Origin of the sequence: Bacillus cereus group sp. MYBKT14-1 (genome assembly GCF_051915185.1) — a bacterium.
In the GTDB taxonomy this organism is placed as follows: domain Bacteria; phylum Bacillota; class Bacilli; order Bacillales; family Bacillaceae_G; genus Bacillus_A; species Bacillus_A cereus.
Genome location: NZ_JBQAEF010000005.1, coordinates 194,268 through 207,359, shown reverse-complemented (window position 1 = coordinate 207,359; position 13,092 = coordinate 194,268). Strand labels below are relative to the sequence as shown.

Below are 13,092 nucleotides of genomic sequence, written 5' to 3'. Positions count from 1 at the left end.
GGAAATTTCGATAAAATAAAACTATTGAAAAGATATTGAAATAAGATGAACATGATGAAAGGAAGAAAACAATGATAAGGGAAGCAACGAAAAGAGATTTAGCATACATCTTAGATATTTATAACGATGCGATACTTTATACAACAGCTGTATATGCGTATAAACCTGTAACCCTTGAAAATAGAATAGATTGGTATGAACAAAAAAAGGCTGAAGGGTATCCAATTTTCGTATATGAATTAGATAATAAAGTAGTAGGATTTGCGACATTCGGCCCATTTAGAGCGTGGCCTGCTTATAAATATTCAGTTGAACATTCTGTGTATGTAGATAAGGCATATAGAAAAAATGGCATTGGGTCTTCATTAATGAAAGAATTAATCAAAATTGCAAAGGAAAGAGAGTATATGACCTTAATTGCTGGAATTGATGCAGAGAATGAGAAAAGTATTGCCTTGCATCAAAACTATGGATTTATTCATGCAGGAACAATAAAAAAAGCTGGTTATAAGTTTAATAAATGGCTAGATTTAGCTTTTTATCAGCTGGAACTTAACGGTCCTGAAAATCCTATAGAAGAATAAATATTTTTCGGTAGCAAGAAAAAATTCATGCTACCTTTTTCTTATTTTAATAGCTAATGAAAAGTTTTTTTACATTCAATGTTGAAATATTAGAAGTTAATATAACGATATAAAAAGAGGGATGGAAATGGAAACTGTTATAAATAAAATAAAAGAGGTACAATCTAATTATGTGGGAATGGAAATTTATTCTACAAAAGATAATCGGATAGTTGCTTCATATAATAATGAATTAAATATTCCGTTAGCATCAGCAGCAAAATTAGTCATTGGATTTGTAGTAACGCAAATGGTGAAGGAAAATAAACATAATTGGAATGATATACTTCATCACATTAAATTTAATCCGCATGAAGATAGTGCGCAGTTATATCCGCATTTACAAGGAAGAACTTCTTTAACACTTAGTCAAGCGGTAGAGGTAATGATTGCTTGTCATGATAGTTGCGTTGCACAGTCAGTTGTAATGCACTGTGGTGGATGGGATGCTGTGAAAATGTACGCACAAACGTACTTTTCAAAAATTTATATACAAGAGAATGCTAGAGATGAGAAAAATGTTGGAGAATTAAGTGAAGTTCTTGCCCTTTTCATACAAACCTTTCAAGGTTATAAATCAGAACCAGAATTATGGGAACCAATTATTAGCGGCATGGTAAGACAGCAAGGAGAGTATGAAGAAATCCCATATTATCATTTAGCTCATATGACAGGTGGATTACTCACAGCTACAATAAATATTGGTATTATAGGAATGTTTAACGAATTTCCGCTTCTTTATGTGATGGGGGAAAAGATTTACCGAATCGACGTGAAAATAAAGAGGTAGATGAAGCTTTTGCAGCAGTTTTAAAGTACATATACAAAGAATATAGTGAAAGCATGCTAGGAGTGAGCGATTGAAAAGAAACTTAAAGACTTCAACAATCATTATTTTAATTTTAACGATTATTGCTCTTGAAGTTGGAATCGCACTATATGATCACAATTTGTCATTAGATACAATTTACTTTGCAGCGATCCTTATTTGTATTGTATTGCTTTTTGGCACACGTGTTTCTGGAGAGAAAGAAAGTACATCGAAACGAGGAAGAAGAAAAACAGCTCTTATATTTTGGCCATCTATTTTATTGTCTATCGTTTGTTTTGCGGTTATAAGTTACATAAGGGTAGGCTATGTCTCTGTACCAGGTATAATTGGCTTTTCATGCTTTGTTACATATGGTGGATTCGTATGTATTAGTATTTTAAAGAGAAAAAATAAAATGTAGATTACTAAGCTGAAAGGAAGCAATATAAATGAAACATATAAAGAACGGTACACGTACTGAAGGAGAATACATTAAAAATAAAGTTATTCAATATAATATGTCCATCTTAACAGATGAGGCAAGACAGACGATGGAAGAAGTACGCCTCGTAGTAAAAAATGAAGAAGGAAAAATTTTTGGTGGCGTAACAGGTACGATGTATTTTTATCACCTTCATATCGACTTTTTATGGGTTGATGAATCAGTTCGTCATGACGGTTATGGCAGCCAACTTTTACATGAAATTGAAGTGATTGCGAAGGAGAAAGGGTGTAGATTAATATTGCTAGATTCATTTAGTTTTCAAGCACCAGAATTTTATAAAAAGCACGGTTACAGGGAGTATGGTGTCGTTGAAGATCATCCGAAAGGTCATAGTCAGCACTTTTTTGAAAAGAGATTATAATAATATTATGTATACTGATTGATGGAAGGAAGCATATGTACACGTATAAATTGCAACAAGAACAACCAATCTGTGCAGAAAAAATAAAGAAGCTTTATGATTCTGTCGGTTGGTGGCCAGAAAGAAAAGAAGTCGATATTGAAAAAATGTTAAAGAATAGTATAGCCATTGGAGTATGGGAAGAAAATGAATTAGTTGGATTTGCTAGAGTCGTTTCTGATGGTATTTTTCGAGCATACATTGAAGATGTTGTCGTACATGAGAGTGTAAGAAATAAAGGTATTGGAGAGAAGATGCTTACAATGTTACTCGAGGAAATATCTCATATTCATATTGTTAGTCTATTTTGCGGAGAGAAGCTAATAAAGTTTTACGGTGAGCAGCAATTTCAAGCAACGAAGCAAATTGTGATGCATCGTAATCAAACAGGGAAAGAATAAGAGGTGCCAATTAAAATGAATGCAACAAGAGCGTACTGTTTATCGAAAAGAAAAGCGACAGAAGATTCTCCAGATGGTTGGAGTGCAACATGTATGAGGCTTAATAATAAAATATTTGCGATAGTAAATCATGAAGAAGGCGAAAAAGCTGCGATTACATTGAAGTGTGATCCAGAAGTCGCATTAAGAATAAGAGAAGATTATCCAGAAACCATTATTCCAGGGTATCATATGAATAAAAAACATTGGAATACTGTTTATATTCATAAGGATATAGAGCAGGAGCAAATTAATAAAATGATTGATTGGTCGTATGATTTAGTACTACAATCATTTTCAAAGAAAAAGCAGCAGGAGTTAATGGATTAATATGTATTAGGAGTGTGTGTAATGAAAGATTCGATTAAAGATACGTATGATAAATTAGCGAGTACATATAAAGAAAATCTAGATTTCGCAAATCCATATAACAGTTATTATGAAAGACCGGCGATGATGGAGCTTATTCCAAAGGAACTAGAAGGAAAAAAGATACTAGATGCTGGATGTGCAGCTGGATGGTATACTTCTCAATTCATAGGAAGAGGAGCAAATGTTACAGCAATTGATGTAAGTCCTGAAATGGTAAAATCAGCAAAAGAAAATATAGGAGAAGAAGCAACGTTCCTTTGTCATGATCTGCAAAAAACATTGCCATTTAAAGATAATACATATGATGTGATTGTAAGTTCATTAACTCTTCATTATATAGAAAATTGGAATCAAGTATTTCAAGAATTTCGTCGTGTATTGAAGCCAGGTGGAGAACTTATTTATTCTATTCATCATCCTTTTATGGATTTCACAAAGTTTCCATGTGAAAGTTATTTTGAAAAACAGTTATTAATAGATACTTGGGTTAAACCGAATATTACTATTGAAGTCAAGTTTTTTAGAAGATCATTACAAGACATACTAAATGAAACTACAAATTATTTTGTATTAGAAGAGATAGTAGAACCGAAGGCAATTGAAAAAATGAAAGAAGTAGACGAAAAATCATATTATTATCTAAATACGAATCCACATTTTCTTATCATTAAAGCAACTAATAAATAGCTAGTAAAATAACTTTGTTTTACTAGCTATTTACAGTTTTACATTACATATTAGGGGACTTTAAAATGAATACGAAACGAAATAGAGTAGTATATGCACTATTTACTATAGTTATTATTATTTTAGGTCTTAGCTCAAGAAAGTTTTCTTTTGCACTACCACATCTATTAAATGATTACTTAGGCGATGCTTTATGGGCATTAATGATTTTCACTGGCTTTGGATTTTTGTTTCCTAAAACAGAGACGAAGAAGTTGGCTTTTATTAGTTTAATGTTTTGCTACGGGATTGAAGTGAGCCAATTGTATCATGCGGAATGGATAGATAATATTCGTGCAACGACTTTAGGTGGACTTGTGTTAGGGTACGGATTTTTGTGGAGTGATTTAGTTGCTTATACAATTGGTGTTGGGGTAGGATTTCTTTTTGAGTTTATAGTAAGGACGAATAAGCGATTTTAAATGGGGGTATTTATTATGGGGGATATATTAGAAATTGTGAATTTTTGGTTTGAAGATAAAGATGTTACAGCTACTGAAATAAAAGCAATTGTAACAAAGATTCATTGTAATAATAAATCCTATATTTTGAAGGAAAAGGGATCGATAAAACAACTATTAGTTGAAATACATGTATTAGAACAGCTTGATGAAAAAGGGGTTAAAGTACAAAAGTTAGTGGAAACGAGTAATAGTGAAAAGTATGTATTTTATAAAGAGAAGTATTATTGTTTGTACGAATATGTTGCTGGAAGTGTACTTGAAATAAAAGATACGGAAAATTTGAAAGAGCTAGGAAGTACAATTGGAGTAGAAATAGCTAATCTACATCAAGCACTTAATTCGGTCAATAATAATAACGAGTTAGTAAAAAGAGATTTGTATAAAGTAGTATACGGATGGGCTTTATCTATTTTAGAAAAGAATGAGTATGTTCATCAGGATATAATTCGAAAAATGAATCAAATACATACAGATTTCAAGGAAACAGTTCACCCATTACGAAAACAAATTATTCATCGCGATATGCATTTATCCAATGTAATCTTTAAAGATAACGAATTTCAAGGTTTTATAGATTTTGAACTATTAGAAAGTAATGTAAGAGTATTCGATTTATGCTATTGCTGTACGAGTATTTTGAGTGAGTTATATAGTGATGAAGTATTAAGAGGGAAGTGGCAACATATTATCAGCACAATCTTTGAAGGATATAATAAACAAAACATTTTAACGAGAGAAGAAATACAATCCATTTGGTATGTTATGCTTTCTATTCAAGTTATATTTATTACTTATTTTGTTCAGTTAAAAGATTTATTAAAGTTAAATGAAGAGATGTTTTTCTGGATTTTTGCTAATAAAGAGGCTATTGAAGAGTCAATAGGAAGGATCGCACGAAAATGAAAAAAATTATATTAATAGGTTCTGGTGGTTCAGGAAAATCTACACTAGCAAGGCAGTTAGGAAATAAATTAAATATTAAAGTACATCATCTTGATGCATTATTTTGGAAACCGAATTGGGAGGGTGTTTCGAAAGAAGAGCAAAGAACGGTTCAAAATGAATTAGTGAAAGAAGATGAATGGATTATTGATGGGAATTATGGCGGGACAATGGACATAAGAATGAACGCAGCTGATACAATTATCTTTCTTGATATTCATAGAACAATATGTGTTTATCGTGCTTTTAAAAGAATTGTACAATATCGGAATAAAACAAGGCCGGATATGGGGGCTGGATGTGAAGAAAGATTTGATTTGCAATTTTTCAAATGGATATGGGAATATCCTAATGCTAAACGACCTGCAATTTTAAAAGAGTTAGAGCAATTGCCCGAAGAGAAAAAGGTTATTGTTTTAAAATTTCCAAATGAGGTTCGGAAATTTTTAGAGCACATATAATAATAGAATGTAACACAAAAATTCTTTGTGGATCTTACCGATTAGTTTAATAAAACTAATCGTTTTTTATTATGAAAAATTTAACGCTTTTTGAAAATTGTATTTTGTAATGAGTATATGACTATAAGTTCATATAAAATGAACGTTTGGAGGAATAGAAAATGACTAACGATTTAATTCAACTAATAGATTGGCATTGAAGAAATAGCAAACAAACTAAGAAGGCATCAAATTGAAATAGCTACATTAATACTAAATCAGTTCGATTTAAAATACATGCTTAATTGTTTAATGGATACAGAAAAAAGAGTTGCTTAATTTAATTTGTGAGGGAGCGGATGAAAATGAAGGAAATGGAAAATGGTGTATATGCAGCTACTAAACTAGTTAGTGAATCAAGAGGAGGACAAGCTGTAATGAATATTAATCAAATCTGTGAATTAGATCAATATCAGGAAGCAACATTACGTACATGGAATGCGAATAACGATTTCGGTGGACGAGTTTTAAATGCAGCATTAGGGCTTACTGGAGAAGCTGGCGAGGTTGCTGATATCGTAAAAAAAGCGATCTTCCATGGTCATGGATTTGATCCAGCCCATTGTCCAGGGGAAGAGAACGGGAATACTCATAAGTTGGCGTTAGAGTTGGGAGACATTGTTTGTTGTACAAAAGAAACGCTGCGCTTACAGAAATAGTTTGTAACATTAAGTTACAAAAATAGTATGAACAGGGTTAAAAATGTTATTCAGAAATGAAAGAAAAAAATAAAAAAGAGCACCATGCATAAGTGCTCTTTAAGATAGGAGGTAACACTTCGAGCTGGATGTTTAGGTTAAAATTATATGGCGTAGAAAAGAAATAAGACCTAAAATTTATTTTCAACTCAATACAAATGAGCAGCTAGAAAAAGTAAAACAAAATCTTTATTTGAATAGAAAAGAGCACCATTAGACAGTGTGGTGCTCTTGGACAAAGAACTATAATGTGTATTTTTTATAGTCCTTATAAGTATATGGACTTTGCAAATAAATAGTGGATTTATTTTTACTAAAACTTTTATTTAAATAAAGAATCCGTTGCATTAGGGGCTATGGGTTAAAGTCTTGGTATATTTCACACGACATTATAAACAGAAAAGAACTCTATATAAAGAGTTCTTCTGGCAATTTAATCTATTAATTGCATTTGTGGTAATATTCATTACATGAATCGTTATTATCATTACAGCAGATACAAAATGTTTTTTGAATAAATAAACTAACTACACTAGCAGGACCTTCCTGCTTTGTAAAAGTAAGACTTTGAAAATCTTCAACTTGAAATATTTTTGTTTGAACGGGTTGTAATGTAGTAGTAATTGGTACGCTAGATCTTCTTGTTAGAATACTTACTTGAACGGGGGCACTCATACCGACAACAAATAACTGAATTAATGTTTTATTGTGATTGTTGGTGAAATCTTCAAATACTGTTTGTGGAGTGGTATCTAGGAGGTCGATAGATATAGGTATATTTCCATTTAAATTTTCTCCAGAACCACCAATTGTATGAGTCTCAACAAAACAGTTATTTTTTTGATGATCAGAATGCGCTTGGTTTTTATAATACTTTTTACCATCTTTATAAAAGTAATCAGCCATATGAATTTAAAGCTCCCTTCTTTTTGATGTCTATATAGTTTATTTAATAAAGCGAAGTAGTGCTTGTACAACATAATAAAATCCGCTCTCGTAATTATTTGAAAATGTTATTTGAAAGTTAAAGAGCGCCATTCAAGGCGCTCTCGGATAATACTTAAATTAGATTTTGTTACAAGTACGCGAAATATAAATATTATGCTGTATTAAGAACTTTTGCTTTAAGAGCGCGAGGTCCAAAAGTACTAATGTTATCATCTATATTAGTACGTTGCGTAAATATTACAAGTGTATACTGGTAAGTGCCTGGTGATGGAGAATCTACCCATGTAAGAGAAGGATTAAACTCAAGACGATTGTTAAAAACTAAAGTTCTTGTTAATCCAAAAACAGTTTCTATTGACTCAGTAACTAAATTTAGATCTCTCAATAATCTAATAGTAAGGCTTCCAGCAAAAATATCTGCATCTTCTTCTGGTAAAAAAGCTATAGTTGCGAAAGCATCTAAGTCAACAATTTGACCAGCCAATACTGTGATAGGTGGAAGTGTTAAAGTTAGAGAAGCTCCAGGATTTACGCTTTCAATACTTACTCTTTCATTACTGCCTGTAAAAAAAACATCAACAATGCCTTGAAATCCAGTGTTTCCAGTCGGTCCAGTGTTTCCAGTCGGTCCCGTGTTTCCAGCCGGCCCGGTGTTTCCAGTCGGCCCGGTGTTTCCAGTGAGACCAGTACTTCCGGTCGGTCCAGTGTCACCAGTAACACCAGAACTACCCGAAGGTCCGGTCGGTCCCGTTGCTCCAGTGAGACCAGTACTTCCAGTTGGTCCAGTATTCCCAGTAGGACCTGTAGGAAATTGAAAAGGTTGCATAGGTGGGAGGGTAGGTCCAATAGAACCCGGATTCAATGTATTAGAAGATAAAAACTCGTCCATAATAATTTCACCTCTAAAAGTTCGTATTACTAATAGTAAATGCGGAAATAGAGAAAAGTGAAATGGACAAGTAAAAAATTAGACAACGAAATTTTTATAAAAGCATTAATTGAAAAGAGCACCAACAGAGAGTGTGGTGCTCATGGACCAAGAACTATATTTTGTATTTTTTAAAGTCCATATAAGTATATGGACTTTGCAAATAAATAGTGAATTTATTTTTACTAAAATCCTTATTTGAAAATTAAAGAGCGCCTTGTGAGGAAGGCGCTTTATGACCAAGACTTATTTAGAAAAAAGGGTTCACACCATATTGTATGTATAGTTTTTAGAGAGGTGCAGTTTTATACAAAGATCTGTATTTCATAACAAGAGAAAAGAGCATACATATAAGTATGCTCTTTGACAAGAAAGGTAGATTTTTATGAGTGGATACCTCCATAAAATAATATATGCTTGTCCGATTAAAAGGTGAAAAGTTTTACTAAAATCGTTATTTGTAAGTAAATAAAAAAGAGCACACATATAAGCGTGCTCCTAGACTAAAAGGTGTGTACGTATGGACTGGAGTGCCCTACAAAATAATATATGCTTGTTTGATTAAGCGGTGAAAAGTTTTTTATAAAAACGCTATTTTAGTAGGGAACAAGTTTAAAAGGGAAAAACATTTGATATGTTAAAAATTATAAAGGAAAGTTAATTGTAATAATGATTGATGAGAAAAAATATCTTCTTTTGCACAACAAAGCAGCCAGCCCTAATTAGCTAACTGTTTGTTGTACAAAAGAAATTAGGCCCTACAAGTTCGGATATGTAACTTTAAGTTACAGTTATAGTATGTACAAAACTCAACATGTTATGTAGGAACAACTTAATAAAATTTTCATTTGGTACTCAATACGTTTTTTAAATTTTTATTTGAAATTGTATCATTTTTGTTTATTAAGCATTTATTAAAAATGATAAACGTATTTAGGAGGTGTATTGATGGAGAATAAAAGAGGCTTAAAACATAATGAAATTATAAGTGCTAAAGCATTCAACCCCAACTTGGTTGGTCCAACTCTACCGCCTATACCCTCATTTACATTGCCAACTGGTCCAACTGGTCCAACTGGTCCAACTGGTCCAACTGGTCCAACTGGTCCAACTGGTCCAACTGGTCCGACGGGAGCAACAGGAGCAACAGGAGCAACGGGAGTAACGGGAGCAACAGGAGCAACGGGAGCAACAGGAGCAATGGGAGCAACAGGAGCAACGGGAGCAACGGGTCCAACGGGAGCAACAGGTCCAACGGGAGTAACGGGAGCAACAGGTCCAACGGGAGCAACGGGTCCAACGGGAGCAACAGGTCCAACGGGAATAACGGGAGCAACAGGAGCAACGGGAGCAACAGGAGCAACAGGAGCAACAGGTCCAACGGGAGTAACAGGAGCAATGGGAGCAACAGGAGTAACAGGAGCAACGGGAGCAACAGGTACATTATCAACTGCAAGTGCTAGTGTTTTAACGAATACAGCGCAAACAGTAGCTAGTTTAGCAGCGATTCAATTTACCGCACCAGTGCTAGTACTTGATAATGTAATATTTAATGGCACTGATACTTTTACAATTGTAGTTCCAGGTAATTATTATTGTATAGGAGCTTTAATGCCTGCAGAGACTCAAACAGGGCCATTTGCTGTTGGTATAGGGTTTAATGGTATACCAACTCCAGCTTTAGATGGAGCAAATTATGCCCAATCTGCAGGACAAGAGGTTGTAGGTTTTGGTTTTACGGGTCAAATTCCAGCTGGTACGACAATAAGTTTATTTAACCTTAGTGGGCATACAATTTCAATAGGAGGAGTAATTTCAGGATCTACCAGTGTAGCAGCTCGGTTATTGTTATTTCGTATTTCTTAATTTGTATGTAAACCAGTTATATTTTTAAGGAAATTAACTAGAGTTCAAGTTTTTGTTTATTATGTTAGAAATAAAAATTATTATGCCCAATCTGTCATAAATAAAAGAGCAGTTAGCCCAGTCTAACTGCTCGATACAAAGGTGATAATCTAGATGCATAGATATTATATGCCGAATTATTGATTTTATTCGAGAAAGAATAAAGAATTTTTTAAGAAACAGGAGCAGGAACGAAACAAAAGGGCAGCTAGCCAAGGCTAACTGCCGAAAGGTCCCAAGCTGCAATCACTGTTACAAAAGCTGCTTACGGGTAGTATGTACTGAATTGTGAGGATTATTCGGATAAATAAAAAGAGCACCTTTGAACAGTGCTCTTCAGAGAGGAGCTAATTAAGTTAATTAAATGAATGTAAAAAGAATACCTTTTTTCATTTGAGAAGCATTGTTTTTTTGCTTCAAAATAATATATGAGCTTTAAACTGAAAAAGTGATAAAAAACAAAAGAGCAGCTAGCAAAAGCTAACTGCCCGGGTAATGGAATATGGTTCGAAATGGGTTGTCTACATTATTGACGGAATATTGAGTTTTATTAAAGGTTGATTCCTAAAAACTTCATTGTGAAAAACTATGTACCCCAAACTGAGCTGCTTACATATACGAAACTATTTATTACACACGGCGGGATGAACAGTGCGCATGAAGGACTGTATAACGGGGTTCCGCTTGTTGTAATACCGCAAAGTGCAGATCAGCCAGTAGTCGCAAAGCAAGTGGAGAGTCTTAGAGCAGGAATAAAATTACAAATGCAAGGATTAACTGCGGATCAACTAAGTGAAAGTGTAGAAATGGTATTAAATAATCCGTCATTTAAAGAAGTTGCTTTGAATTTGAAGAAATCTTTCCAAAAATCAGGTGGATATAAGGAAGCTGTTGATGAAATTTTTATATTTGTAGGTCAGTGAAAAAATGAAATTATACATTAGAAAAGCATCTAAATAGGATGCTTTTTATTTAACTTTATAATTCTTATTTTTAATATCTAGTATGGTTAAAACTAAGGCACTGAGAGATATAAGTATAAGAATAAAAGTTAACCAGTTAAATGTATTGTCAATTATGAAGTAAAGATGATAGATAAATATATTCGAATTTTATTTTAAAATGTTAGGACTTAGTTTTACATGTTAGTAATAATTTCACTGTTTCTGCACAACTTCTGCACATACTCAGGTAATTTCTATGTCATGATATATTCATAAAGTGAAATATTTCACAAGAAAAATATAATTTCACTGCGGTGTATGCATAATTAACACATACATCGGTACAAGTTTGTCTCTTGTTATTCTTTTACATCAAAGCCCACATTCCACTACAAAGTATAACAAGAAGGAGACATGAACATGAATAATCGATTTTTAAAACAACTACAAAATATGAAAATGAACAAAAAAAGTTTAGGAGCTGTAGCATTAACAGCTGGAATTATTAGTACGACACTTATTCCTCAAAATGCTTATGCGCACGGTTTTGTTGAAAAGCCTGGTAGCCGATCTGCTTTATGTAGTCCAACTTATGGTGCGCTAAATGTAAACTGTGGAAGTGTTATGTATGAACCACAAAGTTTAGAAGCTCCAAAAGGGTTCCCACAAGGTGGTCCAGTAGATGGACAAATTGCTTCAGCAGGCGGAAAATTTGGTGGTATTTTAGATCAACAAACAGCAAATCGTTGGTTTAAAAATACAATCACTGGTGGGGAAAATACATTTACTTGGAAGTATACTGCGCCTCACTTAACGAGTAAGTGGCATTACTATATTACTAAAAAAGGATGGAATCCAAATAAAGCGCTAACAAGAGCAGATTTTGAACCAATTGGAACAGTACAACATGATGGTTCTGCAGCTTCAAATAATTTAACTCATAAAATCAATGTACCTACTGATCGTAGTGGATATCATGTGATTTTAGCAGTATGGGATGTAGCTGATACAGCAAATGCATTCTATAATGTAATTGATGTTAATCTTATTAATGATGTGAAACCAGACATAGAAGCGCCAAGTATTCCAAATGGACTTCAGACGCAAAAAGTAACAGCAAATAGTGTAGAACTAACATGGAACGCTTCTACGGATAATGTAGGGGTAAAAGGATATCAAATCTTCCGTAACGGAGAGATGATTGATACAGTAATAGGCACTCATTTTATTGATAAGAAATTACAACCAAGCACAGAATACTCTTATACTGTAAAAGCAATTGACGCAGCTGGCAATGTATCGAAGGAAAGTACAGCGCTTACAGTAAAAACAACAGTTGAGATTCCAGATACAGAAGCACCAACACAACCAAAAGGATTACATAGTATGGGAACGACAGCGTCAAGTGTGGATTTAATGTGGAGTCCATCTGACGATAATATTGGTGTAGACCATTACGATATTTATAGAGAAACAGAAGGATCAATGAAAAAGATTGCAACATCCAATACAACTTCTTATATGGATAAAAATCTGCTCGCTAATACTACTTATGAATATGTAGTAAAAGCTGTTGATGTAGCTGGAAATGAATCCGTACAGAGTGATATATTCACAATTACTACAAAAACCGAAAGCGCTTCATATGAAGCGTGGGATGCAAAAAAAGCATATAAAAAGGGAGATAGAGTTCTACACGAAGGAAAAGTATATGAAGCAGTCCAGAGTTATCAAGGAAATGGTGATCCGAACTGGATTTATGCATTATCATTATGGAAAACAGTGTAAGCTTTACCTAGATATGAACTAAGAGATGATGGGCTTTGATTTCAAAAGAGAATCTGGAGAATTCACTTTTCTATTTATAAAAAAGGGTAGTGTATGAA

At 33.5% G+C, this 13,092-nt stretch carries 13 protein-coding genes and 4 pseudogenes; 15 read left to right on the top strand and 2 right to left on the bottom strand.

Translation table 11 applies throughout. The annotated features are described in order from the left end of the window. Positions 1 to 71: 71 nt before the first annotated feature. The 12 genes and pseudogenes from ACTFO4_RS15370 to ACTFO4_RS15315 form a co-directional block, all read left to right on the top strand. Complete coding sequence (locus ACTFO4_RS15370) at positions 72 to 584, top strand: GNAT family N-acetyltransferase (protein WP_000617522.1); 513 nt, start codon at positions 72 to 74, stop codon at positions 582 to 584. Positions 585 to 711: 127 nt separating this feature from the next. Then, positions 712 to 1,487, top strand: a pseudogene (locus tag ACTFO4_RS15365) (serine hydrolase). Then, positions 1,484 to 1,855, top strand: a complete 372-nt coding sequence (locus ACTFO4_RS15360; protein ID WP_017673276.1) for a hypothetical protein — start codon at positions 1,484 to 1,486, stop codon at positions 1,853 to 1,855. The pseudogene ACTFO4_RS15365 and the gene ACTFO4_RS15360 overlap by 4 nt, the downstream one beginning before the upstream one ends. 28 nt (positions 1,856 to 1,883) lie before the next feature. Then, on the top strand, positions 1,884 to 2,300 hold the full coding sequence (locus ACTFO4_RS15355) for a GNAT family N-acetyltransferase (protein WP_440013875.1): 417 nt from the start codon (positions 1,884 to 1,886) through the stop codon (positions 2,298 to 2,300). A gap of 35 nt (positions 2,301 to 2,335) precedes the next feature. Continuing rightward, entirely contained in the window at positions 2,336 to 2,740 is a 405-nt protein-coding gene (locus ACTFO4_RS15350) for a GNAT family N-acetyltransferase (RefSeq protein WP_060852057.1), read from the top strand. Positions 2,741 to 2,755: 15 nt separating this feature from the next. Further along, positions 2,756 to 3,109, top strand: a complete 354-nt coding sequence (locus tag ACTFO4_RS15345; RefSeq protein WP_000994620.1) for an MmcQ/YjbR family DNA-binding protein — start codon at positions 2,756 to 2,758, stop codon at positions 3,107 to 3,109. 21 nt (positions 3,110 to 3,130) lie between these two features. Continuing rightward, positions 3,131 to 3,838 carry a class I SAM-dependent methyltransferase gene (locus ACTFO4_RS15340; protein ID WP_440013873.1) on the top strand — a complete coding sequence of 236 codons (708 nt, stop codon included), beginning with the start codon at positions 3,131 to 3,133 and terminating at the stop codon, positions 3,836 to 3,838. Between the two features lie 65 nt (positions 3,839 to 3,903). Further along, positions 3,904 to 4,299: a DUF2809 domain-containing protein gene (locus tag ACTFO4_RS15335; RefSeq protein ID WP_440013871.1), complete on the top strand. Its 396-nt coding sequence runs from the start codon at positions 3,904 to 3,906 to the stop codon at positions 4,297 to 4,299. A 15-nt stretch (positions 4,300 to 4,314) separates the two neighbouring features. Next, complete coding sequence (locus tag ACTFO4_RS15330) at positions 4,315 to 5,244, top strand: phosphotransferase enzyme family protein (protein ID WP_440013869.1); 930 nt, start codon at positions 4,315 to 4,317, stop codon at positions 5,242 to 5,244. Further along, positions 5,241 to 5,744, top strand: a complete 504-nt coding sequence (locus ACTFO4_RS15325; RefSeq protein ID WP_078420826.1) for a DNA topology modulation protein — start codon at positions 5,241 to 5,243, stop codon at positions 5,742 to 5,744. The genes ACTFO4_RS15330 and ACTFO4_RS15325 overlap by 4 nt, the downstream gene beginning before the upstream one ends. Before the next feature lie 189 nt (positions 5,745 to 5,933). Beyond that, positions 5,934 to 6,062: pseudogene (locus ACTFO4_RS15320) on the top strand (sugar ABC transporter substrate-binding protein); the annotation flags it as partial. 26 nt (positions 6,063 to 6,088) lie between these two features. Then, a pseudogene (locus ACTFO4_RS15315) lies at positions 6,089 to 6,406 on the top strand (nucleoside triphosphate pyrophosphohydrolase family protein); the annotation flags it as partial. 516 nt (positions 6,407 to 6,922) lie between these two features. Here the strand turns inward: ACTFO4_RS15315 and ACTFO4_RS15310 are convergent. Both ACTFO4_RS15310 and ACTFO4_RS15305 read right to left on the bottom strand, forming a co-directional pair. Further along, a complete protein-coding gene (locus ACTFO4_RS15310) occupies positions 6,923 to 7,387 on the bottom strand; it encodes a hypothetical protein (protein WP_063536576.1) in 465 nt (154 codons plus the stop codon). 193 nt (positions 7,388 to 7,580) lie between these two features. Then, positions 7,581 to 8,318, bottom strand: coding sequence for an exosporium leader peptide-containing protein (locus ACTFO4_RS15305; protein ID WP_440013867.1), 738 nt, complete (start codon positions 8,316 to 8,318; stop codon positions 7,581 to 7,583). 987 nt (positions 8,319 to 9,305) lie between these two features. Here ACTFO4_RS15305 and ACTFO4_RS15300 point away from each other — a divergent pair. The 3 genes and pseudogenes from ACTFO4_RS15300 to ACTFO4_RS15290 all read left to right on the top strand — a co-directional run bounded on the left by ACTFO4_RS15300 (position 9,306) and on the right by ACTFO4_RS15290 (position 12,994). Beyond that, positions 9,306 to 10,223: an exosporium leader peptide-containing protein gene (locus ACTFO4_RS15300; protein WP_440013865.1), complete on the top strand. Its 918-nt coding sequence runs from the start codon at positions 9,306 to 9,308 to the stop codon at positions 10,221 to 10,223. 599 nt (positions 10,224 to 10,822) lie between these two features. Further along, positions 10,823 to 11,185: pseudogene (locus ACTFO4_RS15295) on the top strand (nucleotide disphospho-sugar-binding domain-containing protein); the annotation flags it as partial. A gap of 441 nt (positions 11,186 to 11,626) precedes the next feature. Further along, positions 11,627 to 12,994, top strand: coding sequence for a lytic polysaccharide monooxygenase (locus ACTFO4_RS15290; protein WP_416810064.1), 1,368 nt, complete (start codon positions 11,627 to 11,629; stop codon positions 12,992 to 12,994). The last annotated feature ends 98 nt before the right edge of the window (positions 12,995 to 13,092 follow it).

Excerpts from the sequence above, each read along its gene's own strand:
- ACTFO4_RS15370 (WP_000617522.1), top strand. The coding sequence starts at position 72 with ATGATAAGGGAAGCAACGAAAAGAGATTTAGCATACATCTTAGATATT.
- ACTFO4_RS15355 (WP_440013875.1), top strand. The coding sequence starts at position 1,884 with ATGAAACATATAAAGAACGGTACACGTACTGAAGGAGAATACATTAAA.
- ACTFO4_RS15350 (WP_060852057.1), top strand. The coding sequence starts at position 2,336 with ATGTACACGTATAAATTGCAACAAGAACAACCAATCTGTGCAGAAAAA.
- ACTFO4_RS15345 (WP_000994620.1), top strand. The coding sequence starts at position 2,756 with ATGAATGCAACAAGAGCGTACTGTTTATCGAAAAGAAAAGCGACAGAA.
- ACTFO4_RS15340 (WP_440013873.1), top strand. The coding sequence starts at position 3,131 with ATGAAAGATTCGATTAAAGATACGTATGATAAATTAGCGAGTACATAT.
- ACTFO4_RS15335 (WP_440013871.1), top strand. The coding sequence starts at position 3,904 with ATGAATACGAAACGAAATAGAGTAGTATATGCACTATTTACTATAGTT.
- ACTFO4_RS15330 (WP_440013869.1), top strand. The coding sequence starts at position 4,315 with ATGGGGGATATATTAGAAATTGTGAATTTTTGGTTTGAAGATAAAGAT.
- ACTFO4_RS15325 (WP_078420826.1), top strand. The coding sequence starts at position 5,241 with ATGAAAAAAATTATATTAATAGGTTCTGGTGGTTCAGGAAAATCTACA.
- ACTFO4_RS15310 (WP_063536576.1), bottom strand. The coding sequence starts at position 7,387 with ATGGCTGATTACTTTTATAAAGATGGTAAAAAGTATTATAAAAACCAA.
- ACTFO4_RS15305 (WP_440013867.1), bottom strand. The coding sequence starts at position 8,318 with ATGGACGAGTTTTTATCTTCTAATACATTGAATCCGGGTTCTATTGGA.
- ACTFO4_RS15300 (WP_440013865.1), top strand. The coding sequence starts at position 9,306 with ATGGAGAATAAAAGAGGCTTAAAACATAATGAAATTATAAGTGCTAAA.
- ACTFO4_RS15290 (WP_416810064.1), top strand. The coding sequence starts at position 11,627 with ATGAATAATCGATTTTTAAAACAACTACAAAATATGAAAATGAACAAA.